Here is a 26,299-nt window from a genome sequence, read left to right on the forward strand (position 1 = left end):
TGATGGACGAATCAGTCGTCGTCTCCCCGGAGTGGCTCGCGGAACGGCGAACCGACCCGCAAGTACGCGTCGTCGACGTCAGGGACGCCTGGGAGTACGACGGCATCGGACACCTGCCGGGCGCGGTGAACGTCCCGTTCGACAGCTTCCGGGACGAGTCCGGCGACGAACCGGGCACCCTCCCCGGCGCCGAGGCCTTCGCCGACCTGCTCGAGGAGGCCGGCGTCTCCCCCGCGGACACGATCGTCGCCTACGACGACACCCACGGCGTCTTCGCGGCCCGCTTCGTCGTCACCGCGCTCGTCTACGGACACGACGACGTCCGCCTGTTCGACGGCGACTACAGCGCCTGGAGCCGCGAGTACGAGACCGACTCCGAGACCCCCGACGTGGAGCGAACGAGCTACGAACCCGCCCCCCTCGAGGACCACGAGAGCCCGCTGATCGACCGCGAGGCCGTCGAGGCCGCCCTCGAGCGCGACGCCCTGTTCGTCGACACCCGCGAGGCCCACGAGTTCGAGGAGGCCCACCTCCCCGGCGCCGTGCGCTTCGACTGGCGGGAGGTCGTCGACGACGAGACCCGTCGCCTGAAACCCGACGCGGAACTCCGGGACGTGCTCGAAGAGCGCGGGATCACCCCCGACCGAGAGATCGTACTCTACTGCAACACCGCCCGGCGGATCAGCCACACCTACGTCGTGCTCACCGCGCTCGGATACGAGGACGTCGCCTTCTACGAGGGGAGCCTGGCCGAGTGGCTCGACGCGGGCGGCGAAGTCGAGACGGGCGCCGAGTAGGGGGTGCTTCGAGCCGGTTCCTCCGGCTGACGTGGGGCCGCCCGTCGGGACGGATCGTCGTCACCCAGTACGAGCGTTCGTCGGCCATCCGTTCGTCGACGGTGGCCCACTCGAGCAGCCCGTCGGCGTCGTCGGGGATGTCGTAACTCCCCTCGGTCGTCGGACGGGAGCGCGCGGGATCGCCGCCCTTAGTCGTGGTGCGTTCGTCCATACGCCTTCCTACGCGGGAAGGGGAGATCACTCGTTGCCCGCCTCGCGAGCGACCCGCGTCGCGACCGCCGACCCCATCAGTCAAAAGGCTCGGCTACGAATCGGTTCTCGAGAATGTCGTTCGATCGTCTCTCGGGGCGCGCCACCGCCGCCCCCGATCCGGATCCCGAACGCGTCATCGAGGTGCTCGACGACGACGCCTGCCGCGAGATCGTCTCGGTCCTCGAGGAGCCGATGAGCGTCAAGGAGATTTCGGAGGAAGCGGAGGTCCCGCTCTCGACGGCGTACAAGAAGCTCGATCGGCTGACCGACGTCTCGCTCGTGAGCGAAGCGATCCAGATCCGTCCGGGCGGCCACCACCGCAACCGGTACGTTTCGCAGTTCGAGCGAATCGCCATCGAGTTCGACGAGAACCGGGACTTCCGGGTCGAGATCGAACGGCCGCTCGCCGAACCGGAGCGTCAGCTGGTAGGGATCTGGTCGGAGGTTCGACGCGAGACGTGACTCCGATCGCACCCGCGCTCGCGTCGGCACCGGCTCCCGCGTTCGCGCTCGAGGCGACGCCCGCCGTCGTCGGAACGAGCGTCGAGGTCACCACGGCGGTCGTCGCCCTGAAGGCGATCACGCTCGTCCTCGGCGGCGTCATCACCTACTTCGCGTACAACGCCTACCGACGGACCGGCGCCCGCCCGATCGGCGCGCTCGCGCTGGGATTCGGGTTCGTGACCCTCGGCGCGCTGCTGGCCGGCCTCGCCAACCAGGCTTTCGGCCTCGACGTGGACGTCGTCCTCCTGATCGAGAGTTCGCTCACCGTGGTCGGCTTCGGGATCATCGTCTACTCGCTGTACGCCGACTGGTAGGGTCGGCGCTCAGGGGTTCGAAAAACGGAAAAACGAAGAAACCGCGAAATTCGCTCGGCCGATTTAGCCGAGGATGTAGTCGAGCTTGGGGTACTTCTCGATCAACGGCTGGCCGTCGACCTCGTACTGCTCGATGAGCTGGTCCAGCCCGAGGATCCGGCCGGCGCCGAAGGCGGCGACGGCGAGGAAGACGAGCAGGTACGCGAAGTCCCCGTTGATCAGGCCGTGGGAGACGTCCCAGTTCGCGAAGTAGAACATGAACATCATCATCGCGCCGAAGAACGCCGCGAGGCGTACCATCGCGCCGACGATGAGGCCCAGTCCGATCGCGACCTGCCCGAACGGTACGGCCACGTTCACGAACTCGACGAACCAGGGGGTCGAACCCATCCACGTGAACATCCCAATCAGCGGCGACGCCTCGTTGACGCCCTGGAGCAGGAAGCCCTGCGCGCTGAACGGTTCCGCCGCCAGCAGCTTGCTCAGACCCGCGTTGAGGAACGCGATACCCATCATCATCCGCAGGGCGAGGACGAACCACGCGCTCAGGTCGTGTGCCTTGCCGCGAACCGTCAGGCCGCCCAGCTTGCTCTCGAACACGTTCGCACCGACAGTCATCTTCTCAGTTGCCATGTGATCTTCACCTACTCCTATAGAGGACGGGAGAGGGTATATAAACCGCTGCAGATTCTCCGATTCGTAGAATGTGCATAAGATCCGCCGAGAGACCTCAACGAGAGATTGTAGCACATCCGCATGTGGCCCGGGATTCGTATATAAGCGTTCGGTCGTGGTCGATCCTCGAGTCGTCGCGGCGTCCCACCCGAGCGAGGGTCGCGATAGCCCACTCGAGGAGACGGCCCATCCCAGGAGAGACGGCCTCGAGCGGCCGGCCGCCGGTGGTCAGTCCCCGCCGTCGGCGACGTCCCGCCAGTCCGGCGCCGTCGAGAACGGCCGATCCGCCGCCTCGTCGAACGCCGCCAGCACGACCTCCGACAGGGCGGGGTGGACGTGCACCGTCTCGGCCACCTCCTCGACGGTTCCGGTCCCGTATCGCATCGCCCCGACGACCTCTTGAATCAGCGTGGGGGCGTCCCGGCCGACGACGTGACAGCCCAGGATCTCACCCTCCGGGCCCGCGAGCACCTTCACGAAGCCGTCGGCCTCGAGGATCAGCCCCAGCGGGGCCGCCTCGTAGGGAGTCGTCGTCGCCTCGTACTCGGTCCCCGCCTCCTCGAGTTCCCCTTCGGTCCGCCCGACGCTCGCCACGCGCGGCGCGGTGAAGATGGCGTGGGGCATCGCGTCGTAGTCGACCGCCTCCTCGGCGTCGGTCAGGAGGTTCGCACAGACCACCTCGGCCTCGTAGTCCGCTGCGTGTTTGTACGGCTCCTCGCCCAGGACGTCCCCGAGCGCCCAGACGCCCTCCGCGGTCGTCTCGAGGTGTTCGTTCGTCTCGACGTACCCCTTCTCGTCGGTCTCGACGCCGGCGGTCTCGAGGTCGAGCGTGTCGGTGTTCGGCCGGCGGCCGGTCGCGAGCAGCAGGCGGTCGGCCTCGATCTCGACCGACTCGGAATCGGACGCGTTCGAATCGCTCGGCTCCGCCGTCACCACGACGCCCCCGTCGTCGCCCTGTTCGACCTCGGCCGCCTCGTAACCGGCGCGAACGTCGCAGTAGAGTTCGAGCCCCTCGGTCACCCGCTCGCTCACGTCGTCGTCCTCGCGAGGGACGAGCGTCTCGCTTCGCCCGACGATCGAGACGTCGGTTCCGAGCGCGCCGAAGAAGTAGCCCAGTTCTGCGCCGACGTAGCCCCCGCCGACGATCGCGAGCGAGTCGGGTCGCTCGTCCAGGTAGAGCGCGTCGTCGCTCGTGAGAACGTCCACGTCCTCGAGGCCGTCGATCGGGGGCACCATCGGCCGTCCGCCGACGGCGATCACGACGTCCTCGCCCCGCACTCGAGCAGGGTCGCCGTCGCCCCCGTCGACCTCGAGCGTCCGCTCGTCGACGAACCGCGCCTCGCCCCGGTAGAAGGTAACGTTCTCGGCGTCCCGAAGGGCTTCCTCCTGTCGGTCGGCCTTCCCGTAGACCGTGTCGTGGATCCGCGAGGTGATCTCGCCATACTGGACCTCCCCGACCTCGGCCTCGATGCCGAACCGGCCGGCGCGGCGGACCTCCTCGAGCACGTCGGCCCGGTGGATCAGCGCCTTCGAGGGGACGCAGCCGCGGGTGATGCAGGCGCCCCCGAGCGGACCCCGTTCGATGACGGCCGCCTCGAGTCCGCGCTCGGCCGCCGCGGTCGCGACCTGACTGCCGGAGCCGCCGCCGACGACGACGACGTTGTATTCGTCCATGTGATGAGTCGTCCACGAACGGGCGCGTAAAACGGGAGCCTGCGAGTCGAGCCCGTCAGTCATCACCGGAGTGGCGTGGCGAACTGTTTTAGCGACGGCGAACCATACGTCGAGTATGGGCGTATACGCTGACGACGTGAGCGAATTTGCTCGAACGTCCGACGAGGAGGAGGATGGCGATCGGCCCCCTCTCGGCGAACGGCTTCGGGGAATGGCCGACGAACTCGACGTCGATTCGGTTGTCGAGGTTCGCGAGCTGCGCGAACGGACATGAGGCTCTTTCTCGATACCAACGTGTTCATCGCCGCGGTGACCGATGAACCGAATACCGGTACGACAGCGGTAGCACTCCTCGACGGTGACCACGAATTCCTCACGTCGACGCTCAATCTCATGGAGTTGCGATCCGTACTCACGAAAAAGGAGCGGCTCGAGCTCTCTCAGGCCGAAGCGATCTAGGACGAAATCACCGCCGACGTTCGAATCGTCATTCCCGACGCGTCCGACATGATGGACGCCAATCGGTTGCAGCGCGAGACGCTCTTGTATCCGCTCGATTGCCTGATCCTGGCGTGTGCACAGGGGCACGACGCCGATCTCGTCTCGTTCGATTCAGAATTGCAAGAAGCAGGGGCGGTCAGCCCCAAAAATTGGAAATAAGGTGACGAGGGCCGTTCCCTCGAGCGCGCGTTTGGCTCGAGCTGAAAACGCCTCAAGGATCCAGTCTGTCGGGGCGGAATCGTACGGACGGAGTTCGACCAGATCGGCGCCGCTGGACTAATCGTGGATGGGCCGCTGTCCCGGTCCGATCACCTCGACCGGATCGATCATCGCGACCCTTCTCGTTTCGGGATTTCTTCGTATCCGGCTTCGAGCCGGCGATAACGCGCCCGAGCCCCGCAACCAGACGCCGATCGAGACCGATCGCGGCGATGGGAGACGAATCAGAGCCAGCTATCGTCCGCCTCGGCGTTCCCCTCCTCGTAGGTCTCGAGGGCGAGCGCGAGGTTTCGCCGCGCCTCCTCCTCGGTGGGGCCCTGGCTCGAGACGCCCGTCTCCTCGTCGGTCGCGATGTAGAGGCCCTTCTCGACGGTGACGGTCACGTCGGCCTCGGCGAGCGCGTCGTCGATCTCGGATTCGTCCCCTGGCATGGGAGTGGATTGGCCGCGAGCGCGTAAAATAGCTGCCGACCCGGCACGTCGAGCCGTTGGCGAGGTGGGGGGCGACCGCGCCGCCGGGGGCGACCGCGCCGCCGCACCTCGAGCGCGCGCGAGGGTCACTAGATAAAACCTTTAACGCCGTGGCCTCGTACACCGAGCAAATGGTACTCGACGATCTCGGCAGTTCCCTGCGGGGCACCTTAGACAAGCTCCGCGGCAAGTCCCGGATCAGCGAGGAGGACGTCGAGGAGATCGTCAAGGAGATCCAGCGCTCCCTGCTCTCCGCCGACGTCGACGTCTCCCTCGTGATGGAGCTGTCGGACAACATCAAGACGCGCGCTCTGGAGGAGGAACCCCCAGCGGGCACCCCCGCGCGGGACTTCGTCCTCCGCATCGTCTACGAGGAGCTGGTCGACCTCATCGGGGAGTCGACCGAGTTGCCCCTCGAGGAACAGACCATCCTGCTGGCCGGGCTGCAGGGGTCCGGGAAGACCACCTCCGCCGCCAAGATGGCCTGGTGGTTCTCGACCAAGGGCCTCCGGCCGGCCGTGATCCAGACCGACACCTTTCGACCCGGCGCCTACGACCAGGCCAAGGAGATGACCCGGCGCGCGGAGGTCGACTTCTACGGCGACCCCGACGCGGAGGACCCGGTCGAAATCGCCAGGAAGGGGCTCGAGGAGACGAGCGACGCCGACGTCCACATCGTGGACACCGCGGGTCGCCACGCCTTAGAGGACGACCTGATCGACGAGATCGAAGAGATCGAGGCGGTCGTCGAGCCCGACACATCGCTGCTGGTGCTCGACGCGGCGATCGGCCAGGGGGCGAAAGACCAGGCCCAGCAGTTCGACGAGTCGATCGGCATCGACGGCGTCGTCATCACGAAGTTAGACGGGACGGCGAAGGGTGGCGGCGCCCTGACCGCCGTGGATCAGACCGACTCGTCCATCGCGTTCCTCGGCACCGGCGAGGAGGTCGAGGACATCGAGCGCTTCGAGCCCAACGGCTTCATCTCGAGGCTGCTGGGGATGGGCGACCTCGCCCAGCTGGCCGAGCGCGTCGAGCGCGCGATGGAGCAGAGCGACTTCGAGGAAGAGGACTGGGACCCCGAGGACATGCTCACGGGGAACTTCACCCTCGTCGACATGCAAAAACAGATGGAGGCGGTCAACAACATGGGGCCGCTCGAGCAGGTCCTCGACATGATCCCCGGCTTCGGCGGCGGGATCAAGGATCAGCTTCCCGACGACGCGATGGACGTCACCCAGGATCGCATGCGGAGGTTCGAGGTCATCATGGACTCGATGACCGAGACGGAAAAGGAGTACCCGAAGGCCATCGGCGCCAGCCAGATCGAGCGCATCGCCCGCGGCTCGGGCACGAGCGAGGACGACGTCCGGGAACTGCTCCAGCAGTACAAGATGATGGAGCGCACCATCAAGCAGTTCCAGGGCATGGGCTCGGACAAGGAGATGCAGCGCATGATGAAGCAGATGCAACAGCAGGGCGGCGGTGGCGGCATGGGCGGGATGGGCGGCGGCCCGTTCTGAGACGGCCGCCCGATTCGATTCGCGGCCGGTTCTGCGATTCGTCCGGGCGAAGCGGTTCGTCCGGACGAGGTGGTCCGACCGGCCGAATCGGTCCGTCCGCTTGGATCCGGTTTTCTTCGCGATTTCCTCCCGCTCGAGCGAGTGCGTCGGCCGGTGTAACGGGTCGCGGATCGACTGGAACGGCGGACCCGGATCAGGCGGTGACCTCCCGCTCGAGCACCGCCTCCGGCGGGAGTTCGTCGATCAGCACGGCGGCTTCGCCTTCGAGGACCGGTTCGCCGGCCTCGCCCTGGACGGTCGTCTCGATCCGGAACTTCGAGCCGCCGAGGCCGTCGACGATCTCGCAGATCGCCGTGACCCGGTCGCCGACCGCGACCGGCGCCCGGAAGCTGCTCTCCTGGGAGAGGTAGATCGTCAGTCCAGGCAGGCGGGCGAGTGCAGCGCTGATCAGGCCGTTGACGAGCACGCCGTGAACGATCCGTTCGCCGAAGCGGGTCTCGGCGGCGTACTCGGCGTCGAGGTGGACCCGGTTCGTGTCGCCGGTCACCTCCGCGAACGACTCAACGTCCTCGAGGGAGATGGTCTTCGTAAACCGGGCGACGTCGCCCACCGAGACCGTCGTCTCGTCCTCGCCGCGGTACTCGAACGCCCAGTCGTCGCGCTCGTAGGCCGTGTCGCTGCGGACCGTCCGACGCGGCGGCTGGGCCCTCGAGGCGGTCGCGGGGTGGGCGAGCTGCGGGACGAAGTACGACAGCTCGATGGTCGTGACGATCCCGACGAGTTCGTCTTCCTCGTCGATTTCGACGCCCTCGTCGTTTTCGTCGGTTGCGCCGCTTTCGACGCCCTCGTCGCGTTCGTCGGCCTCGTCGCGTTCGTCGGCCTCGTCGCCGTCGGCGGCGACCACCGGCAGGTGCTCGAGGTCGCTCGAGCGCAGCAGCCGGGCGGCCTCGACGATCGACGCCGTCTCCTCGATCGTGGTCAGGGGTGTGGACATAACCTCCGAGAGCGCCACGCTCCCGAGGTCCGTCCGCTCGCAGAGCTCCGTCGCGAGGTCCCCCTCCGTGAGGATCCCCAGCGGGGTGTTCCCGCGGGCGACCACCACGGAACTGACGCCCTCGTCGCGCATCAGCCGCGCCGCGTCGGTGACGGTCGCGTCCGGCGGCGCGGTGACGACGTCCGCGATCATGATCTCCGAGACGGGAATCGTATCGTGCATGGCGGCCGAGCTACGATTCCGCGCCCTATCACTCCCGGGCTTCCGTCCGCCTGCTGAGAGCGGCCGGTCGACGGGTCGACTCGAGGTAGGAGCGATGGCTCGAGACGGCGGGCTCGGGTATAGCGGCTCGAAGAGAATCACGGGGAACGGACGACGAAGCGCTTCCGCCGACTCAGGGCTCGATCGGCCGCCCGTCCTCCGTCGGCGGCGCGACGTGATCGACGTACTCCTCGAGGGAGGGTTCGTCGACCCGGACGCGGACGCTGATCTCGCCGAGTTCGCCCGGCTCGCCCACCGAGAAGTTGACCCGGTCCTCGAACGCCGCCTGCTTCTTCAGCGAGAAGGAGAAGGCGTTCCCCTCGCGTTTCGAGAAGAACTCGCCCCGGGCCGTGTCGAGGATCTCCTGGCGGTGGAGCAACTCGGAGAAGTGGTCGAGCGAGTGGGTCTCCCCGCGGATCTCGCCGAAGCTCTCCTCGAGTTCCGCGTTGGGAAAGACGTTGGCCACCGCGTCCGCGACCCGTGCGGTGACCTCCGTGTCGTAGACCGGCGCCGTGATCTCGACGTCGACGCGGTAAATTTGGCTCCGATTCTGGCTCATGGGAACTCCTGTTCCGGTTCCGGTTCCGGTTCGCGTCCGGGATCCGATTCGGGGTCGGACGTCGACGCCGATCCGGACGACTGGGACTCGAGGCGCTCGCGAATCACTTCACGGATCCGCTCGTGGAACGCCTCGAGCGTGTCGGTGTTCTCGATCACGACGTCCGCGCGCTCCATCGCCTCGCCCATCCCGAAGCCGAGTTCGCGCTCGTCGCGGGCGGCCAGCCCCTCGCCGCCCTCGGCTTCGCTCACGTCCCGGCCCCGGGCCTCGATCCGCTCTTCGCGGACCTCGAACGGGGCTTCGATGCTGATGAGGGTGAACGCCTCGCCGAAGCGCTCCTCGAAGACGTCCACCGCGGCGTCCGAGCGGATGCCGTCGACCAGGACCGCGTCGTGGTCCTCGAGTCGGTCCTCGAGCATCGGCAGCGAGCGCTCGGCGATCGCCGCCGGCCCGTTCTCCTCGCGGAGGGCCTTCGCGACCGCGCCGTGGTCTTTCGTCGGGTCGAGCCCCCGGTCGACCGTCTCCTGACGGACGACGTCGCCCATCGTCACCACGGGAATTCCCTCGTCGCGCGCGACGGCGGCCGCCTCGCTCTTGCCGCTGCCCGGCAGCCCCACCGTTCCGATCACGTGCATCGTCACTCTCACTCGTCACACCGTACAGGCGAGGCCAGCATAAGGGCTGTGTCTCTGGTTCGTTCTCGTTGCCGTTCTTCCGTGACCAGCAAATCACAACACGACGAAAGCCCTCACCGCCCTCGAGTCCGTTCGATCGGATTGGGTTCGGGGACTCGAACGAGCAACCGAGAAGAACACCACGAAAGCCCTCACCGCCCTCGAGCCCGCTCAGCCGGATCTCCTTCCTACGGTCGGATAGGGCCGGCTGAGCGAACTCGACGGCGGCTCACGGGTCGCTACGCTCCCCGTTCGCCAGACGCGGTTCTCGTTCACTGCGTTCACTCCGAACCGCGCGCGCTTCGCCCTTTCATTCCGCCAGGGCGCCTGCCCTCCCCCGGGTCGCTCGGTTCGCCACGTTCGTGGCTCACACGCGCTCCCGGCCGTTGATCACTGGCGCGCTGTCGAAGCGTCCGAACGACGGTGAGGGCGCTTCGCTCACTCGCGAGGGACGAGTGAGCGAGCGCAGCGAGCGAACGAGTCGGTTGGGGAGGGTGAGGCTCGGGTGGGGATGAAAGGGGCTGACCGGGTCGGGGAGGGTCGCGATTGGTAGCACCGCAGCGATAGCGAGGAGCGCACGGCGCGAGCCGACTCGAGCCGGTCAGGGGCTTTCGTCGTGTTGTCGGTAGCGGGAGCAGTCGGACCGAGAACCGTAGAATCGAATCGACGAACGAGCGTCCGGCCTCACACGTGGTCTTTCGGGAGGAGGTCCTCGAGGGGCTGCTCTGCGAGCCACTCCGAGAGTTCGACGAGCTGCTCGGTGGCGGCCTCGAAGAGTCGGGCGCCCTTCTCGGCGGTGGCGTCGGTCTGGTCGCCGAAGGCGCCGTTGTCGGAGTTGTCGATCGCGTCGTAGAACGCCCGGGCGCCGAAGCGGAAGGCGCCCTCGTGGGGGAACGACGAGAGGCCGTTCTCGTGGGCCGCCTCGAGTTCCTCTTCCCGGACGAGTTCGCCGGCGATGTGCTGGATCATGGCCGTCTCCTTCGGGCCGGCGTGGGGGCCGTTCTGCTCGAAGAGGTCGTTCACGAGCGTCGGGATTGACTCGTCCCACATCCACTCGAGGGCGTAGGCGACCTCGTCGCGGTGGAGGCGCCGGCCGACCTCCCGGAGGTGGGCCACGTTCCCGCCGTGGGCGTTGACGTAGACGATGCGGTCGATCCCGTGAGAGCAGAGGCTCCTCGAGAGGCTCTCGACGTAGTCGCGGAAGATTTCGGGTTCGACCCACATCGTGCCGTGGAACTGGCGGTGGTGGTCGCTCACGCCGACCGTGATCGTGGGGGTGCAGAGGTAGCCGGTTCGGTCGGCGGCCTCCCGTGCGAGGGCCTGCGCGATGTAGTGGTCCGTCCCCTCGGGGAGGTGGGGGCCGTGCTGTTCGGTCGAGCCGAGGGGGACGAGGGCGAGCGATTCGCTCTCGAAGTAGTCGCCCAACTCGGGCCAGGTTCGTTCGGCGAGGTGCATGGGTCCTCTTACGGTCGGAGGGCTTACCGTCTTGTGGCCGGGTTCGGTTTCTGTGAACGGGTCTGTTGCGGGTTTCAAGGGGTGAATCCACACCGCTTAAGATGGTCGGTGGTTGATGGGAACTCGAGGGCGCGTAGCTCAGTCCGGATAGAGCGTCGGACTTCTAATCCGACGGTCGTGGGTTCGAATCCCATCGCGCCCGTGCAGCGAGTCGCGACGCGACGAGCGAACCGGCACGTGGGATTCGAATCAGGGAGCAGCTTCTCTGCGACCGTGGTTCGAATCCCATCGCGCCCGTGATTTTGCGACGAACGGACGTGAGGAGCGAATCACGCACCGCGATGGGTTCGAAGTAGACCGAGGTTCTGCGAGCGCAGCGAGCAGGTTCTCGAGCGTAGTTCGAATCCCCTCGCACCCCCTATTACACAATATTATGGAACAATATTGATTGTTGGCGAATACAAGCAATGCTACATTCCCTCGAGCAACCCGTACAACTCCCCTTCACTCGCATTCCCATCCCGCACCGCCTCCCGAGGCGCTCGAGGCCACGGCCTACTCTCAACAACATCCACAGCCTCCCGCGCCGATAACCCCCGATCACGAACCAGCCAGCCGGCGGCCACCACGCCGGTCCGTCCGAGGCCGGCGTTGCAGTGGATCGCGACGCGACCGCCGTCGGCCGTCGCCCGCTCGAGGATCCCCACCGCCTCCGACAGCCGCTCACCACTCGGCAGGTACCGATCCCGAATCGGCACGTGGGCGGTCTCGAAGACCCCCTCGTAGGCCGCCGGGAGCCGCCAGCGTCGGGCTTCGCCCTTTGAGAGGAGGCAGACGACCGTCTCGACGCCTCGAGCGCCCAGTATCTCGGTCCACGCCTCGAGGTCGCCGCCGAGGTGGCCGGGGCGACAGGCGCCGAACACCGGGCCGCCGTCGATGGCACCGAAGTTCGCGACGTTCATCGGCCCGTCACTCGGGTGGGTCGCTCGAGAGCGTTCCGGATGCGGACTCGAGTCGAAACCGGGGGTCGTTCGCTCTGAGTGACACACTACCACAGAGGGGTGATCGACACTTGAAGTTACAGGGCGCTCGAGTCGGCGAATGGAACCTGACCGGCTAGTGAATCGCCATACGGTGTCTGACGTCGGCGTTCCGGATCTCACGGTCGAAGTCGAGACCGGCTTCGATTCACCGGCGCCGATACTCGAGGAACCGGGCGTCGTTCGGACGCGGAACCAGCTGACAGATTTCGCCGATCGTGCCGCGAAGCGGCCGCTCGGAGTGCGTGCGAACTGAGTAGCAGTTCGAGTGACGCAAGCGTTTTGTATATCAGCAGAGTAGTGGGAAGTAGGTGATTCAAAGTGGGAAAGACTTCATTCGAAGCGGACAACGGGGAAGAGCTCACCCTCAGAGTGGATGACAGAGGGCGGGTAACGCTCCCGAAAGAGGTTCGGGAGCGACTCGGAATCGAATCGAACGACGAGATTCCTGCAACCCTCGTCGGGTCGGTCCTCGAAGTCAACCCTAAACCGAGCTCGAAATTAGAGACGGCAACGGCCGACCGAGAGAGCTGGGAGAACACGACGCCGACTGATGCCGGAGAAGCGCTCTTCGGGCCGATGGATAAGTGAGCGACTATCCGATGACTGATCCTCTCCCGACCGAAGTGACGGTTCTCACCGACGTGAACGTGCTCGCAATCGCGCTCACCGATAACCATCCTGCACACGACGACGTGTATCCGTGGATCCAGAACGCGATCGATGGACCAAACGTATTGCTCGTGTTCGATTACTATCCGTTGCGAGCGCAGTATCTGATGACGAGCAATTTTGGCGTAGACGACGTTGCTGCTCGAAATGCGATTCAATCACTCGTTCGTAGCCCTGCACGAATCGTCGGTGCCACCGAGACGACGCTGCTCGAGGCGTACGAGATCAGCGCCGAGAAAAACCACGACGTGTACGATTCATTTATCGTTGCGCTAGCACGAGCATACGACGCCGATTATTTACTTACGACTGACGGTGATTTCGACGATCTTTGTGAGGGTGAAGACGTGAAATACGTCAATCCAATCCCGGCTGAGAAACGTGAGAAATTATCACTAATCGATGGATAATCGGTCTGCGACACGGATGCGGACTCTACTGAGCGATGGGACCGAGCGAGTTCGACGGTTCTCACTGCCGCTTTCAGAACGTGTTCTCGGAACTGTCCGAACAACGTTCGAACCCGGAGCGCGTCACCATACCACCGCTCGAGCGCAACGAAGACGGCCACAACCGTCGACCACTGATGAGAGATGTTATCGCCACGGCGAGCGTTGGGCGCCGTATCGAGCGACCATGACGTACACCGACGTCAGCGTCGAGTTCCCCGAGGAACTCCACCGCGAACTCGAGCGGTTCCTCGAGGAGACGGACCGCTACGCGAACGAGAGCGAGTTCATCGAGGAGGCGGTCCGTCGGCACCTGCTCGAACTGAACGACGAGCCAGCGATCGCGGCGCTCCGCGTCGAACAGTTGCTCGCCCGCGCCGAGCAGGACCCGGTGAGCGACGACGAACTGCGCGCCCGGCTCGAGGATCTTCGCGGGCGCATCGACGAAGCGGACCGCCGATAACTGGACGCACAACCCGTCCGAGGGAGGTGGGCCGCACTCGAGTCCACAGGCCGCTCGAGAGTCGCTGCATTCAAAATACCTACAACATCCGAAATCGCACGATCACCCATGGGACGGTACGGGTAACTCGAGTACCCGAAACTCACCAGGTACGGTTTCTTACTCGGCCTGGGCATCTTCGCCGTCGGCGCGGTCGGCGAGCTCGTCGGTCACGCGTTCTTCGAACCGCTGCCCGCCTGGGAGAACACGCTGTTGTTCGCCCTCCTGGTGCTGGGCGTCGTCGTCGGCTTCACGTCGACGTTCGTCTTCGGGATCGTCCTGCCGCTGATCGAGTGACTCCGCGCCGACGTCTCACGCGCTACTACTAGCTCGTCCACCGCGAAGCCGCCGCCAGCCGTAGATCGCGCCCTCGAGTCCCAGCCAGACCACGCCCAGCGCGATCCCAACGAGGTGCAGGATCTGGGGCGGGCCCATCCACGTCGGGAGGACGTACTGGGCCATCGCCTCCCAGTAGCGGATCGTCGACTCGAGGTCGCCGGGGTTCTCGTCGACCGTCGTCAGTTCGTCACCCGCGGGCGCGCCCGACTCGTCGGCGCCGAGGCGGTCGGCCTCGTAGGCCAGCGGGATCACCTCGCCGTCGGGGTCGTCGTACTGCCAGACGACCTCGCCGTCGGGGTCGACCTCGAGGAGCCGGTTGTTCCGCGAATCCGTGACGAGCGTGTTGCCGTTGGGCAGGCGGTCGGCGTCCCGGGGCCACTGGAGGGGGTCGTCCGACGGGCCGGTGTACCGCCAGACTCGCTCCTCCGTCTCGAGGTCGAGTTCGACGATGCGGCCGTTCTCGCTGTCGGCGACGACCGCCGTTCCCTCCTCCTCGAGGCGGTGGGGGTTGTGCTGGCGCTCGAGCACGCTGTGATCGCCCGGCTCGCCGATGACGTCGACGATCTCGTCCGTTTCGGGGTCGACCTCGATGACGACGTCGAAGTTGCGGATGCTCAGCTGGAAGTTGCCGTTCTCGAGGCGGTCGATGTCGTTCATGTGCGTCCAGTCGTCGTGCAGCCCCTCCTTCTCCGGCCCGCCGTACTCCTCGTAGAAGGGGGTTCCGGGGGTCATGTGCTCCTCGGCGTCCCACTCCCAGAGGATCTCGCCGTCGCGGTCGACGACGAACGCGCGGTCGTTGCCCATGTCGGCGATCGCCGTCCGGCCGCCCTCGAGGCGGTCGAAGTCGTGGACCTCGTGGTTGGCGATGTGCTCGTCGTACCAGTCGTACTCCCAGCCGACCTCGCCCGTCTCGGTGTCGATCTCGACGACGCGGTTGTGGACGCACTGGTCGTCGTGCTCCTCGTACTCGAGGTACTCCTCGGGGCACTCGGCGGCGGGCGTCCGCTCGGCGACGGCCGCGAGCACCGTCTCCTCGTCGAGGCGTTCGACGCCGAAGACGCGCGAGTCGGGGACGGACCACTCCCAGGCGACCTCGCCCTCCGGGGTCAACTCGACGATCCGCCCGGTGTCGTCGTACGAGTGGACGCCGACGAGCGTGTTCCCCGGGTAGCGGCCGTCATCGTTTACGACGCGCTGTCCGCGGTCGAGGGTGGCGGCCTGGACGCCGAGTGACGCGGTTAGCAGGACGACGACGACGAGGGCGACGGTGACGCGAGTTCGCTGGGTCATGCGTTCGGTGAGACGACACGATCGCGTGCGACCCGAAACCGACGCCGTCGGCGACGAGCGATTCGCGCGGCCCGTGAACGTGGGACCTGCCTACGCGGCGGAGTTAGATCAACCTTGAGCGCGCACATCCACTCGATCCTCGAGTGCACCCAACCCGATCCCGACGGACGGCCGCCCTCATCCCGACGGGCGAACGCCCATATTCCGACGGACGACCGCTCCGATCCCGACTGACGGGGCCGGACCCGACGCCGGCCCCGGTCACTCGAGCGCGTTCCGATACAGTTCGACCGCGTCCGCGTCGTCCCACTCGCCTCGAGGAGCGCCGCTTCGAACGCGGCGGCCGAGTCGGCGACGAGCGCCGTCGCGTCCGCGGGAACGAGGTCGATCGGCGCTCGCTCGCCGTCGTCGTCCTCGTCGCCGGAGAAGATCTCGGTGCAGCCGGCCGTGGCGACGAGGAGTCCGAGTGAGGACGCGAACGCTTCGCGTCGCGTCCACCCCCGTCCGTCGCGAGCCGCGAACTCGGCGATTTGATTACTCGCTTGGAGGTTCGCGAACCCCACGGTCGTCGGGACGCGTGCGACCGGCCGTCGAAAACGAACGAACGTCGGCCGGTAACCGAATACAGCCTCGTTGGGGCTCGCTCCTTCGAAGGGAACCCGCACCCGAGCGGACGCAATCCGTCGTATCAGGCCCGGACGCGGGTTCGCTCGAGGTCGGCCTCGAGTCGGTCGGCCGCGCGGAGGCGGAGGGTTCGCGCCCGGTCCGACGAGAGGCGGGGCTCGGTGACCGCCCCGGCGAGCGGGTCGAACGCGGTCGGGTCGACGTCCATGCCGCGCAAATAGTGGCAGACGCGGTGGTTGTCCACGCCGTCGCGCATCGCCACGTCGACGATGCGCTCGACCGTCTCGAACTCGGGAAGCGTGACGGGGCGGGCCGTCGACGCCGGGCCGGACCCGCGTCCGTTCCCGGTCCCGGGTCGAGCGCCGACGTCGGTCGCCCACCCGTTCGCCTTCACGGTCGTCCCGAACTCGTCGGCTCGGACGACGATCTCGCGGACGCGCTCGGTGAGATCGAGCACCTGGCTCGGCAGGGCCGCGTCGGGCGAGCGCCACTCGACCGTCGGGAACTTCTCGCGGAGGCGGACGGGCGACCAGACCGCGTCGTAGGGGCCGAACTGGTCGTCGAACGTCGACGCGTCGACGCCGCGCTCGAGCGCCCGATCGCGGAACCGGTCGTAGGCCCGGTCGAGACGCGCCTCCCACTCGTCCACGTCGTCGACGTACGGCCAGAGCTGTCCCTGGTCGGGCGCGGGGGCGTAACAGCAGCGCCGGTAGAGGTACGGGCGGGCGCACTCGAAGAGGCGCTCGCTCCGGTGGTAGGCGGAACTCGAGACGAGGGCGAAGGCGGGGTCGAGCGCGGTCAGCGCGTTGAGCTGGTCGACGACGCTCGACTGCTCGAAGTGGACGTGGGTGCCGGCGCAGAAGCGCGCGTCGTCGAACGTCGGGCCGACGATCCGCCGCTGGAGGTCCGTCGACCGCTTCTCGCGGTAGGGGAGGTCCGACGGGGCGGCGTCGAGCGGCGTCGCGAGCGGGACGAGACGCTTGCCCTCCTCGCGCGCGGCGTCGACGGCGCGGTCGATGCGCGCGGCCAGTTGCTCGCGCAGGTCGGCCATCGACGGACAGGGGTCGGTCTTGATCTCGATCATCGGCTCGACGAACTCCGGATCGACCCAGTCGGCGAGGTCGAGCAGTTCGTTCGGCGGTGCGAGGTCGCCGTCGTCGGTGACGACCCAGTACTCCACCTCGAGGCTCGTGTTCATGGTTGGGCTCCGTGTTGTCGGGGATCGGTCGTCTGCGCGATGACCGGCGGACGGCCGCCGTCCGCGGGTTCGGCCACGATCGCCTGACGGATCCGGAAATAACTGGCACTCGAGGGAGTGGATTGAGCCTGCGTACGCCGGTCCTAACCCGTCCTAGCGAGATGGTAACAAGGGGGTACCGCCCGCTCGAGGCGGCGGTTCAACCCCGGGACCGACGGTCGACGCTGGCTCGGACGGTGAGTGACGAGCGGCGACTCCGGATCGGGTCGACGCCGACCGGGGCTCGCAGTTCATTCAGGCCGGCCATACAAACCCCTCGAGTCCCGAGGTCGCCCATGAACGGAACGACGGACGCCTTCCGCGAACGGGCGCGGGATCGAGCGCGCGAGGAGCGCGAGGTCGTCGAGTGGGCGATCGCGGAACTCGACCGACTGCGCCGCGAGCGCGACGTCGACCTCGAGCCGCTGCTCGAGTACGCCCGCGAGAGCCAGAAGAGCCTGCCCGAGCGCCACCGCGCCGCCTACGAGGGCATGGCCGAGGTGCTCGACGTCGACCCGAACGTCTACGAGGCGTACGCCTTCGCCTACAGCGGCCTCTGCGAGGCCCTCGGCGGGCCGGCGGCCGACGGCTGTACGAACGTCCTCGTGGCGCCGCTGCGGACCGAAACCGGCGGCTCGCTCGTGCTCAAGAACCGCGACATCGCGGGCCGCGGCGTCCGGCCGAAGGCGATCGTCGAACAGCCGCCGATCGGGGAGTACCACGGCTTCCTCACGGTCGACACCGCCGGGACGGTCGCGGTCTACAAGGGCGTGAACGACGCGGGGCTCGTCGCCGCCAACACCTACGTCGACGTCGGGCGGTCGGACGTCGACCCGGCCGTTCAGCTTCGAAACGGGACCGCCGTCCGCCGGATCCTCGAGGAGTGCGCGTCGGTTCGGGAGGCCAGGCGGCTGCTCGAGGCTTACCCGACCCACCGCCTCATGGCCCAGACGCTGTTTCTCGCCGACGCCGAGGAGACGATCCTGCTCGAGGTCGACCCCGTCGCGGAGCGAATTCGGGCGGTCGACGAGCCGCTCGTCGTCCGGACGAACCACTTCGTGAGCGCCGACTCGCCCGCCTCCACCAGTTCGATCGCGCGGCGCGAGCGGGCGCTGGAACTGCTCGAGGGAAGCGCCGATTCGGGAACGGGGGCGAGCGTCGGGGAGGGAGCCGAGGCGGACGGCGGCCGCCGGACGATCGGCCGGGCGGACCTCTGGTCGGTCGCGCGCGATCACGAGAACGGCCCGGGCGACGAATCCGTCTGTCGCCACCCGGAGCCCGAGACCGACGAGCCGTACGCCTTCGGCCAGTTGACGACCGCGAGCGGCGCGGTCTTCGAGGGCGGCGAGCCGACGATCGACGTCGTGATGGGCAACCCCTGCGAGGCGGAGCGGACGCGCTGCGCCCTCGGCGAGGAGATCCCGACCGACCTGCGAACCGGGCAGCGGTGGCTCGATCGCGTGCTCGCCGGCCGCGAGGAGCACGTCGCCGTCGGCCTGCCGGCCTGATCAGTCGGCGCTCTGGGGCGTTCCCGACGACGGTCGGGAGGGGCTGGACGGCCTCGAGTCCGACCGGGACGGGTCCGCGCAGTTTCCGCCGTCGGAGACGGCCGTGACGTAGACGTTCCCGCCGACGACGATTCGGCCGTCGGCGCCGTTCCGGCCGGTCGCAGGCCGCCGCGGGCCGTAGCCGAGGGCGGGCGTAGCGACCCGCCAGAGCGCCTCGACCTTGCACAGCGCGAAGCCGAGCAGGATCAGGGCGAAGCCGACGAGCGTCCCGGGCGTGATCGCCTCGCCGAGGGCGGCCCAGCCGACGAGCGCGGCGACGACGGGGACGGCGTAGTTGACGAGGCTGATCTCCGTCGCCCCGACGCGCTCGAGCAGGACGAAGTAGGCGAAGAAGCCGCCGGCCGTGGCGACGAGCGAGAGGTACGCCAGCGCGCCGACGACGGCGGGGGTCCACTCGGCGGCGGCGAGCGACTCGCCGGGGTGGGCGACGCTCACGACGTGCAGCAGCGCCGCCCCGACGCCCATCGACCAGGCCTGCAGCGAGACGATCGGCAGCGTCCCGTCGATCCGCTCGGTCAGGACGGAACCGACCGAGAACGACAGCGCCGAGGCGAACAGCAGCGCGACGCCGATCGCCTGCCCGTCGAGCGACCCCCCGTCGACGGCGATGACGACGACGCCGGCCAGGCCCAGCAGGAGGCCCAGCACGGCCGGCGCCCGGATCCGCTCGGTCGGCAGGAGCGCGATCGCCAGCGGCGGCGTCAGGATCGGAATCAGGCTCAGCACGATCGCCGAGACGCCGCTCGAGACGTACGACTGGCCGAGGAACAGCAGCGCGAAGTGGGCGCCGATCATCAACACGCCGCCGACGGCGATCAGCGTCCAGTCGGCGCTCGTCTGGGGGCGCCAGCGCCGACCCAGGACGACGGTCGCCCCGGCGAACGCCAGGGCCGCGAGCGTCAGTCGAAACGCGGCGAAGCTGATCGGCGGCACCGCCGCGATGCCGACCTCGATCGCCGCGAAGGACGCCCCCCAGACGATCGCGAGCGCGACGAACAGCAGAACGTCCCTGTTTAGACTCATGTATTCTCGAGAGGGCCTCGCCGCATTTCTATGTTCCGAAACCGGTACTACAGAGCCCAAAGCTGCCGAATTCGACGGCACGTGCTACCAAAGAACACCGCGATCACGAGCCGTGTCAATAACACACGTGATATATCGTTCGAACGTAACGATCGTCCACCACGGACCGATTCGCTCGGCCGCCAGCGCGAACGTCGGAGAGCGAACCGCGCGGCTCGAGGGGAATCGGGCGGCGCGAGGGGAAGATGCAGCTCGAGGAGGAAGCGGTTCGGCGGAGATTCGATCGGACAGCGGGAGAACCGTCGATGAAAACAACCGGGGCGCGAGCGGTCGTTACTCCTCGAACCCGTCTCCACGGCTCGCAGTGCTCGCCGTTCCGATTCGAGGGCTTCGCGGGCTCAGACCCCGCCCTCCTCGAATCGGAACGTACCGTTTCGCTGCACCACTTCCCCGTCCACCTCGATGAACGAATCTTCGCTCATGTCGACGATCATGTCGACGTGGACGGACGAGTGGTTCTGCTCGTTGCCCTCGCCGACGGTGTCGTCGTAGGCGCGGCCGACGGCCATGTGAACGGTGTCGCCCATCTTCTCGTCGAAGAGCATGTTGTAGGTGAACCGGTCGATGTCCCGGTTCATCCCGATGCCGAGTTCGCCCAGCCGCCGGGCGCCGTCGTCGGTGTTCAACACTTCCGTCAGCAGGTCCTCGTTTTTCCCCGCCGAGTGAGAGACGACCTCGCCGCCCTCGAACTCGAGGAAGACGTCCGTGATCTCCCGGCCCTGGTGGTACAGCGGCATGTCGAACAGCACCTCGCCCTCGACGCTGTCGGGAACGGGCGCGGTGAACACTTCGCCGCCGGGCAGGTTGTGCTCGCCGTGGTCGTTGATCGTCGGGTTGCCCTCGACGGACATCGTCACGTCCGTCTCGTCGCCGCTGACGATCCGCACCTCGTCGGCGGGGTCCATGATCTCGACCAGATGCTCCTGGTGGTCGCGCTGGGCATCCCAGTCCTTGTTCACGGCGTCCCAGACGAAATTCTCGTAGGCATCGGTGCTCATCTCCGCGAGCTGGGCGTTCGCGGGCGCGGGGAACTGCGTGAGACACCACCGCGTCGAGAGGCGCTCCTCGAGGATCGGGCTGTGAGCCTGCTGGTAGGCCGCGTTGACCTCGGGATCGACGTCGCTGGTCTGGGTGACGTTGTCGCTCGCCCGGATCGCGACGTAGACGTCCGTCTCCTCGATGAGCGCGAGTTCGTGCTCGGGCGTCTCGAACTCGCCGTCGGAGGCGCGGAGGAACGCCCGGCGCTGTCTCGCGCCCGTCCGCTGGCTCGTGGTCAGCGGGTTCGCGCCGTGATCGCCGACCACCTCGTGGAGCGCGACGACGAGGTCCTCCGCCACTGGGTGGGCGTCGATGACGACGTTGTCCCCCTCCTGCAGGTCGACCGAGTGGTTCGCGATGATCTCGGCGTGTTCGCGGATGCGCGGATCCATGTCCCACACCTCCCCCCACGGGCGGATACCGTTTTCGGAGCGGTACGGCCCGACCGAAGTCGACGGAGATCACCGAAGACCCGAAGCGGGGGCCGAACCGGATCGGACGCTTCCCGGACGGTCGCCGGTCAAGTCCTGTACGAACGACACCGTCGCGGCGGTCAGGACGAGCGAGAGGGGGACCGCGAGGAGCAACCCGAGGATGAAGCCGCTCGCGCCGCCGGAAACGAGCACCGACAGGACGAGCGACGCCGCGGCGCTCACCAGAGCGTGAGCGAGGGCGAACCTGACGTACGGCCCGGTGAACGCGAGCCGGTACGACCGACGGAACGCCTCGAGGAACGGGGCGTCGTCGACGACGAACAGGAACGGGACGGCGTAGAACAGGTACCCGAGGAGCAGGCCGGCGGGGATCGCGAGCACCACCATCGCCGGCGAGACGACCGCGAACGTGACGACGAGCAACACGGCGGCGAACGCGGTGAGATCGTACAGGAACAACCGCGGCGCGTACGCGATCACGCACTCGACCGCCGCCACGGGTTCGTCCCGGAGCCGGCGGTCGAGGCCGCCGAGGTACACCGCCTGGAGGACCGCTCCGAGCGCCGCGTACAGCAGGAGGACGAGCGCGATCCATACGAGCACCGACGCGGTGAGGGCTTCGACGGGGATCGCGACGGTATCGGTCGGCGTCTCGACGGTTACGTCGAACGTGCTCGAGGTCGTCGGGCCCGTCGGGCCAACCCGTTCCGGCGAGCGGGCGGGCGTCCCGAACGGGTCGCCACCGGGAACGTGGGCCGACCCGCCGCCGGAGAAGCCTGACCCCGACCCCGACGTCGACGGATCGACGAACGACCAGAGGTCGAGCAAGGGCGACGGGAGGGCGAACTCGAGCGTGATCGAGACGGCGCGGCCGCCCATCGCGGTCGCGCGTTCGACCCGCTCGAGGTCGATCAGCGTCGTGACGAACGGAACCAGCGCGAACGGGAGGAGCGAGTCGAAACGATCGACGATCCGGGAGACGTGCCGCGTGAACGGCCTGGGGGTGCCGGCAAATCGGTCGGGGCCGCCGTCGAGACGCGGTCCGGAACCCGGCTCGGAATCGTCCGGAGGAGGATCGTCGGGGACCATCGTGCGGAGACGATACCGCCGAGGGAGCGAAAACGTTTCTATATGTTGACTACTCTGGCGGTGGGGACCGACCTCCGTCGACACCGTTAGGGCGATCTCCGTTCGAGTTCGGGGCGATGATCGATCTTCGCTCAGACACCGTGACGAAGCCCGACGAGGAGATGCGCGAGGCCGCCCGCACCGCCGCGGTCGGCGACGACGTCTACGGCGAGGATCCGACGGTGAACGAACTCGAGGCGCGCGCCGCGGAGGCCGTCGGAACGGAGGCCGCGCTGTACGTTCCGTCGGGGACGATGGGAAACCAGATCGCCGCCCGCGTCCACGCCGATCGCGGCCAGGAGGTGTTGGCCGACCGGGAGAGCCACGTCGTGAAGTACGAACTCGGCGGGCTGGCCCAGCACGCGGGGCTCCAGGTGCGGATGCTCGACGCCGACCCGCGCGGGGTTCCGACGCCCCAGCAGGTCGCGGAGGGGTACGTCGAGGAGGACCTCCACCGTCCGGGGACGGGGCTCCTCTGGTTCGAGAACACCCACAACGCTCGCGGCGGCGTCGCGATCGCCCCGGAAGAAATCGCCGCGGCGGCCGAGGCCGCTCACGAGCGCGACGTCCCCGTTCACCTGGACGGCGCGCGCGTGTTCAACGCGGCGACCGCCCTCGACGTCTCGGTCACCGAGCTCACCAGACACGTCGACTCGGTGCTGTTCTGCCTCTCGAAGGGGCTCGGCGCCCCCGTCGGCTCCGTGCTCGCCGGACCCCAGGCGTTCGTCGAGTGCGCCCGCCGAACGCGAAAGCTGTTCGGCGGTGGCATGCGCCAGGCGGGAATCGCCGCTGCTCCCGGCCTCCGCGCGCTCGAGAACGTCTCGGACCTCGAGCGGGATCACGAGCACGCGACGCGACTGGCCGCGGGCCTCACCGAGGTCGAGGGCCTCGAGGTGCCCGACCCGGAGACGAACATCGTCCTCGCGGACGTCGAGGGGACGGGGCTCGACGTGGACGCCGTTCTCGAGCGCCTCCGCGATCGAGAGGTGCTGGCGACGCCGTTCGGCCCGACGACGATCCGCTTTTGCACCCACCGGGACGTCTCCGGCGACGAGATCGAGGAGGCGATCGATCGGGTCGGGACGGCGCTCGAGTCGCCGCCGTAGCCCGAAAAGGGAGCGAGTACCGCCGTTTAGCGCCCGCGCATTCCGTCGCGGAACTCGAGGATCGTCCGGCGGACGAGCAGGTACAGGAAGAAGATCAACGCGAGCAGGATCAGGACGATCGCGAGGATCACCGGATCGTCGGGGAGCGGGCCGAACATACGAGACGGATATCGGGCGCGCACGCAAAATCGTTTCGACGCGTCTCGAACGGAATTCGATCCGGTGCGGACGAGTACCCGTCGCTCGAAGGGGATGCGCGGAACGACGACGATCGCCACGTACCGGTCCAGTACCGGATCGAGGACGCTCGAGCGGCGACGTATCGAGTTCCTGACGGCCGTCGGACTAGCTTAAAGCGGTATTTCACCTTACGGTGGGTACTTTTCGTCCGGTAGCCTACGTACGGGTGCGCCCCGGTCGGCCCTCCACGATCGCCAGCGAACGGTCGCTGCCGGGGGCACCGCCGTCCGCCGCCCGACGGCGACGATCCGTAGTCACACCCTCTCCACCGGATCCTCCGCTCCGTTCGTCCCTGCTGACGCCCACGAGGGCCCGCTGACGCCGACGGAGTTCTGTTGACCGAGACGGGGTCCCGCTGACGATACCGGCGACGCGCCTCCTGCGACCGATCGTGGGACCGAACGAACCGGTTCACCTCGGCACGTCGAACGACTCGAGGAGCGTGCCGTCCGGTCCCAGCACGCGCCCCTCGAGGCCGTCGCCGTCGGCGCGCGGCTCGAGCACCGCGAACCCCGGCCGGTTCCCCCGCGGCTGGGCGTGGCTGCCGGGGTTGAGCAGGAGGACGTCCTCGGTCTCGACCACCGTCGGCCGGTGACTGTGGCCGAAGACGACGACGTCGGCGCCCCGAGAGCGGCCGAACATCGCCAGCCCCGTCTCGCCGCCGTCGCGGCGGTGGGTCACGGCGATCCGAACGGTCCGGTCGGTCGCGTCCGTCGAGTCGTCCGATCCGACCGGCACCTCGACGACGCGTTCCGTCGGCAGACGATCCGCCACGGCCGGGTCGTCCGCGTTCCCGTGAACCGCCAGCAGCGTTCCACACTCGCCCCGGAAGGCCTCGAGCGCCGCGACGCTCGTGAAGTCCCCCGCGTGGATCACCCGATCGGCCTCGCGGGCCGCCGCGAACGCCTCGCCCTCGAGTTCGTGGCCCCGAACGCTGTGCGTGTCGGAGAAGATCGCGATCATGGGCGGGCTATCGACGTCGTCGCGTACACCGTTTTCGTTGTCGGTTCGTATCGTCGGTGCGCACGGAGAGAACCGAACGAGACCATCACGAACGTCCTCCGTTCCCACCCGTGTCGGCAGCCCGGCCGACCACCGCGGGTGGGAATGAAAGGGCCAGGGGCTTTCGTGACGTTCGTGGTCCCAGCGGGTGATTCGCTCGAGCTTAAGTCCGGAACCGCGGATGAGGATCGGGACCGCAGGTTTATCTCGGAAGCCGAACCAACGTCACGGCTATGAGCGCGACCGGGCCGGTGCCCGAACTCGAGGAGCGGGCGACGGCGTGTGCGAACCGGCTGCTGGACGCCGACCGCGTCCTGCTGGCCTCCCACATCGACGCCGACGGACTGACGAGCGCCGCGATCGCCGCAAGCGCCCTCGAGCGCGCCGGGATTCCGTTCGAGGCGGTCTTCGAGAAGCAACTCGACGAGGCGGCGATCGCCGGCATCGCGGCGGCCGACTACGAGACGGTGCTCTTCACGGATTTCGGCAGCGGCCAGCTCGACGTCATCGGGCGCCACGAGGACGCGGGCGACTTCACGCCCGTCATCGCCGACCACCACCAGCCCGCCGAGACGGACACCGAGTACCACCTCAACCCCCTATTGTTCGGCATCAACGGCGCCTCCGAGCTGTCGGGGGCCGGCGCGAGTTACGTTCTCGCACGCGCGCTCGCGAGCCTCCACCCGGAGACCGACGGCGACAACCGCGACCTCGCCGCCCTGGCCGTCGTCGGCGCCGTCGGCGACATGCAGGCCTCCGGCGGCGAACTCCACGGCGCCAACGCGAACATCGTCGAGGAGGGCGTCGACGCCGGCGTCCTCGAGACCGGCACCGACCTCGCCCTCTACGGGAAGCAGACCCGCCCGCTCCCGAAGCTGCTCGAGTACGCCTCCGACGTTCACATCCCCGGCATCTCGAACGACGAGGGCGGAGCGCTGCGCTTTCTGGACGGCCTCGACCTCGAGTTGAAGCGCGACGGCGAGTGGCGGTGCTGGTCCGGCCTCACGAGCGAGGAGAAGCGGGCCGTCGTCTCCGCGCTCATCAAGCGCGCCGTCTCGCGCGGGGTCCCGCCCTCGAAGATCGACGCCCTCGTCGGCACGGCCTACGTCCTGAGCGAGGAGCCCGTCGGCACCGAACTCCGGGACGCCAGCGAGTTCTCGACGCTGCTCAACGCCACCGCCCGCTACGAACGGGCCGACGTCGGCCTCGGGGTCTGCCTCGGCGATCGCGGCGAGGCGCTCGAGCGCGCCCGGAAACTCCTGCGTGACCACCGCCGGAACCTCTCGTCGGGGATCGACCTCGTGACGCGCGAGGGGGTAACGAAGGAGGAGCACGTCCAGTGGTTCCACGCGGGCGACCGCATCCGCGAGACGATCGTCGGAATCGTCGCGGGGATGGCCCTCGGCAACAGCGGGATCGACCGCGGCCGGCCGATCTTCGCGTTCGCCGAAAAGAACGAGGAGGAAGTGAAAGTCTCGGCCCGCGGCACCCACGCGCTCGTCCGGCGGGGACTCGACCTCTCGGTCGTGATGGGCGAGGCCTCGCGGGCGGTCGGCGGCGACGGCGGCGGCCACGACGTCGCCGCGGGCGCGACCGTTCCCGCCGGGAGGGAGCGGGAGTTCATCGAAGGCGCCGACGAAATCGTCGGCGAGCAACTCTCCTGAGGTCGTCCGGA

At 67.9% G+C, this 26,299-nt stretch carries 27 protein-coding genes, 1 tRNA gene and 2 pseudogenes; 14 read left to right on the forward strand and 16 right to left on the reverse strand.

Annotation, left to right across the window (positions count from 1 at the left end):
- Positions 1-2: 2 nt before the first annotated feature.
- From RJT68_RS18625 to RJT68_RS18635, 3 genes are all read left to right on the forward strand, one after another.
- On the forward strand, positions 3-797 hold the full coding sequence (locus RJT68_RS18625) for a sulfurtransferase (protein ID WP_407038021.1): 795 nt from the start codon (positions 3-5) through the stop codon (positions 795-797).
- Positions 798-1,121: 324 nt separating this feature from the next.
- Entirely contained in the window at positions 1,122-1,511 is a 390-nt protein-coding gene (locus RJT68_RS18630; RefSeq protein ID WP_407038022.1) for a DUF7342 family protein, read from the forward strand.
- Positions 1,508-1,867 (forward strand): DUF7521 family protein, encoded by a 360-nt coding sequence (locus RJT68_RS18635; RefSeq protein ID WP_407038023.1) that lies wholly within the window; start codon positions 1,508-1,510, stop codon positions 1,865-1,867. The genes RJT68_RS18630 and RJT68_RS18635 overlap by 4 nt, the downstream gene beginning before the upstream one ends.
- Before the next feature lie 63 nt (positions 1,868-1,930).
- Here RJT68_RS18635 and RJT68_RS18640 read toward each other — a convergent pair whose 3' ends face one another.
- Both RJT68_RS18640 and RJT68_RS18645 read right to left on the reverse strand, forming a co-directional pair.
- Positions 1,931-2,500, reverse strand: a complete 570-nt coding sequence (locus RJT68_RS18640; RefSeq protein WP_407038024.1) for a DoxX family membrane protein — start codon at positions 2,498-2,500, stop codon at positions 1,931-1,933.
- 270 nt (positions 2,501-2,770) lie between these two features.
- Positions 2,771-4,216 (reverse strand): dihydrolipoyl dehydrogenase, encoded by a 1,446-nt coding sequence (locus tag RJT68_RS18645; RefSeq protein WP_407038025.1) that lies wholly within the window; start codon positions 4,214-4,216, stop codon positions 2,771-2,773.
- Between the two features lie 115 nt (positions 4,217-4,331).
- On the opposite strand from RJT68_RS18645, the gene RJT68_RS18650 reads away from it, so the two are divergent.
- Both RJT68_RS18650 and RJT68_RS18655 read left to right on the forward strand, forming a co-directional pair.
- Positions 4,332-4,490: a hypothetical protein gene (locus tag RJT68_RS18650; RefSeq protein ID WP_407038026.1), complete on the forward strand. Its 159-nt coding sequence runs from the start codon at positions 4,332-4,334 to the stop codon at positions 4,488-4,490.
- Positions 4,487-4,876: pseudogene (locus RJT68_RS18655) on the forward strand (type II toxin-antitoxin system VapC family toxin). Before RJT68_RS18650 ends, RJT68_RS18655 begins: the two are co-directional and overlap by 4 nt.
- A gap of 284 nt (positions 4,877-5,160) precedes the next feature.
- On the opposite strand, the gene RJT68_RS18660 reads toward RJT68_RS18655, so the two are convergent.
- A complete protein-coding gene (locus RJT68_RS18660) occupies positions 5,161-5,367 on the reverse strand; it encodes a type II toxin-antitoxin system HicB family antitoxin (protein WP_407038027.1) in 207 nt (68 codons plus the stop codon).
- Between the two features lie 170 nt (positions 5,368-5,537).
- Between RJT68_RS18660 and RJT68_RS18665 the strand changes: the two genes are divergently transcribed.
- The gene (locus RJT68_RS18665; RefSeq protein ID WP_407038028.1) at positions 5,538-6,929 is read left to right on the forward strand and encodes a signal recognition particle protein Srp54; all 1,392 of its coding nucleotides are present in this window, start codon (positions 5,538-5,540) and stop codon (positions 6,927-6,929) included.
- Between the two features lie 193 nt (positions 6,930-7,122).
- Here the strand turns inward: RJT68_RS18665 and RJT68_RS18670 are convergent, their stop codons facing one another.
- The 4 genes from RJT68_RS18670 to RJT68_RS18685 form a co-directional block, all read right to left on the reverse strand.
- Positions 7,123-8,145 carry a CBS domain-containing protein gene (locus RJT68_RS18670; RefSeq protein ID WP_407038029.1) on the reverse strand — a complete coding sequence of 341 codons (1,023 nt, stop codon included), beginning with the start codon at positions 8,143-8,145 and terminating at the stop codon, positions 7,123-7,125.
- Positions 8,146-8,317: 172 nt separating this feature from the next.
- Positions 8,318-8,743, reverse strand: coding sequence for an RNA-binding domain-containing protein (locus tag RJT68_RS18675; RefSeq protein WP_407038030.1), 426 nt, complete (start codon positions 8,741-8,743; stop codon positions 8,318-8,320).
- The gene (locus RJT68_RS18680; protein ID WP_407038031.1) at positions 8,740-9,378 is read right to left on the reverse strand and encodes an AAA family ATPase; all 639 of its coding nucleotides are present in this window, start codon (positions 9,376-9,378) and stop codon (positions 8,740-8,742) included. Before RJT68_RS18680 ends, RJT68_RS18675 begins: the two co-directional genes overlap by 4 nt.
- A gap of 723 nt (positions 9,379-10,101) precedes the next feature.
- Entirely contained in the window at positions 10,102-10,872 is a 771-nt protein-coding gene (locus RJT68_RS18685; protein WP_407038032.1) for a creatininase family protein, read from the reverse strand.
- A 127-nt stretch (positions 10,873-10,999) separates the two neighbouring features.
- On the opposite strand from RJT68_RS18685, the gene RJT68_RS18690 reads away from it, so the two are divergent.
- A tRNA-Arg gene (locus RJT68_RS18690) sits at positions 11,000-11,074 on the forward strand.
- A gap of 268 nt (positions 11,075-11,342) precedes the next feature.
- Here the strand turns inward: RJT68_RS18690 and RJT68_RS18695 are convergent.
- Positions 11,343-11,834 (reverse strand): protein-tyrosine phosphatase family protein, encoded by a 492-nt coding sequence (locus RJT68_RS18695; RefSeq protein ID WP_407038033.1) that lies wholly within the window; start codon positions 11,832-11,834, stop codon positions 11,343-11,345.
- A 399-nt stretch (positions 11,835-12,233) separates the two neighbouring features.
- On the opposite strand from RJT68_RS18695, the gene RJT68_RS18700 reads away from it, so the two are divergent.
- The 4 genes and pseudogenes from RJT68_RS18700 to RJT68_RS21150 all read left to right on the forward strand — a co-directional run.
- A complete protein-coding gene (locus RJT68_RS18700) occupies positions 12,234-12,503 on the forward strand; it encodes an AbrB/MazE/SpoVT family DNA-binding domain-containing protein (protein WP_407038034.1) in 270 nt (89 codons plus the stop codon).
- A complete protein-coding gene (locus RJT68_RS18705) occupies positions 12,500-12,994 on the forward strand; it encodes a type II toxin-antitoxin system VapC family toxin (protein WP_407038035.1) in 495 nt (164 codons plus the stop codon). The genes RJT68_RS18700 and RJT68_RS18705 overlap by 4 nt, the downstream gene beginning before the upstream one ends.
- Positions 12,995-13,220: 226 nt before the next feature.
- Entirely contained in the window at positions 13,221-13,496 is a 276-nt protein-coding gene (locus RJT68_RS18710) for a ribbon-helix-helix domain-containing protein (protein ID WP_407038036.1), read from the forward strand.
- A gap of 138 nt (positions 13,497-13,634) precedes the next feature.
- Positions 13,635-13,832 (forward strand): annotated as a pseudogene (locus RJT68_RS21150) (DUF7860 family protein); the annotation flags it as partial.
- Between the two features lie 15 nt (positions 13,833-13,847).
- Here RJT68_RS21150 and RJT68_RS18715 read toward each other — a convergent pair.
- Genes RJT68_RS18715 through RJT68_RS18725 form a run of 3 tightly spaced genes read right to left on the reverse strand, consistent with a single transcriptional unit; the run spans position 13,848 to position 16,986 of the window.
- A complete protein-coding gene (locus tag RJT68_RS18715; protein ID WP_407038037.1) occupies positions 13,848-15,164 on the reverse strand; it encodes an aryl-sulfate sulfotransferase in 1,317 nt (438 codons plus the stop codon).
- A complete protein-coding gene (locus tag RJT68_RS18720; protein WP_407038038.1) occupies positions 15,161-15,829 on the reverse strand; it encodes a hypothetical protein in 669 nt (222 codons plus the stop codon). Before RJT68_RS18720 ends, RJT68_RS18715 begins: the two co-directional genes overlap by 4 nt.
- Positions 15,830-15,852: 23 nt before the next feature.
- Positions 15,853-16,986, reverse strand: a complete 1,134-nt coding sequence (locus RJT68_RS18725) for a glutamate-cysteine ligase family protein (RefSeq protein WP_407038039.1) — start codon at positions 16,984-16,986, stop codon at positions 15,853-15,855.
- A 335-nt stretch (positions 16,987-17,321) separates the two neighbouring features.
- Between RJT68_RS18725 and RJT68_RS18730 the strand changes: the two genes are divergently transcribed.
- Positions 17,322-18,533, forward strand: coding sequence for a C45 family autoproteolytic acyltransferase/hydolase (locus tag RJT68_RS18730; RefSeq protein ID WP_407038040.1), 1,212 nt, complete (start codon positions 17,322-17,324; stop codon positions 18,531-18,533).
- Here the strand turns inward: RJT68_RS18730 and RJT68_RS18735 are convergent, their stop codons facing one another.
- The 3 genes from RJT68_RS18735 to RJT68_RS18745 form a co-directional block, all read right to left on the reverse strand.
- On the reverse strand, positions 18,534-19,616 hold the full coding sequence (locus RJT68_RS18735) for a DMT family transporter (protein WP_407038041.1): 1,083 nt from the start codon (positions 19,614-19,616) through the stop codon (positions 18,534-18,536). It abuts the gene before it with no gap.
- 398 nt (positions 19,617-20,014) lie between these two features.
- Complete coding sequence (locus RJT68_RS18740) at positions 20,015-21,106, reverse strand: aminopeptidase (protein ID WP_407038042.1); 1,092 nt, start codon at positions 21,104-21,106, stop codon at positions 20,015-20,017.
- A gap of 69 nt (positions 21,107-21,175) precedes the next feature.
- The gene (locus RJT68_RS18745) at positions 21,176-22,237 is read right to left on the reverse strand and encodes a hypothetical protein (protein ID WP_407038043.1); all 1,062 of its coding nucleotides are present in this window, start codon (positions 22,235-22,237) and stop codon (positions 21,176-21,178) included.
- A 116-nt stretch (positions 22,238-22,353) separates the two neighbouring features.
- On the opposite strand from RJT68_RS18745, the gene RJT68_RS18750 reads away from it, so the two are divergent.
- A complete protein-coding gene (locus tag RJT68_RS18750; RefSeq protein WP_407038044.1) occupies positions 22,354-23,382 on the forward strand; it encodes a threonine aldolase family protein in 1,029 nt (342 codons plus the stop codon).
- A gap of 26 nt (positions 23,383-23,408) precedes the next feature.
- Here the strand turns inward: RJT68_RS18750 and RJT68_RS18755 are convergent, their stop codons facing one another.
- Entirely contained in the window at positions 23,409-23,540 is a 132-nt protein-coding gene (locus RJT68_RS18755; protein ID WP_407038045.1) for a DUF7859 family protein, read from the reverse strand.
- A 493-nt stretch (positions 23,541-24,033) separates the two neighbouring features.
- On the reverse strand, positions 24,034-24,585 hold the full coding sequence (locus RJT68_RS18760) for a metallophosphoesterase (RefSeq protein WP_407038046.1): 552 nt from the start codon (positions 24,583-24,585) through the stop codon (positions 24,034-24,036).
- Between the two features lie 272 nt (positions 24,586-24,857).
- Between RJT68_RS18760 and RJT68_RS18765 the strand changes: the two genes are divergently transcribed.
- Positions 24,858-26,288: a DHHA1 domain-containing protein gene (locus tag RJT68_RS18765; protein WP_407038047.1), complete on the forward strand. Its 1,431-nt coding sequence runs from the start codon at positions 24,858-24,860 to the stop codon at positions 26,286-26,288.
- Positions 26,289-26,299: the final 11 nt, after the last annotated feature.

It is taken from the genome of Halovalidus salilacus, from assembly GCF_031852275.1.
GTDB classification, from domain to species: Archaea; Halobacteriota; Halobacteria; order Halobacteriales; family Natrialbaceae; genus Halovalidus; species Halovalidus salilacus.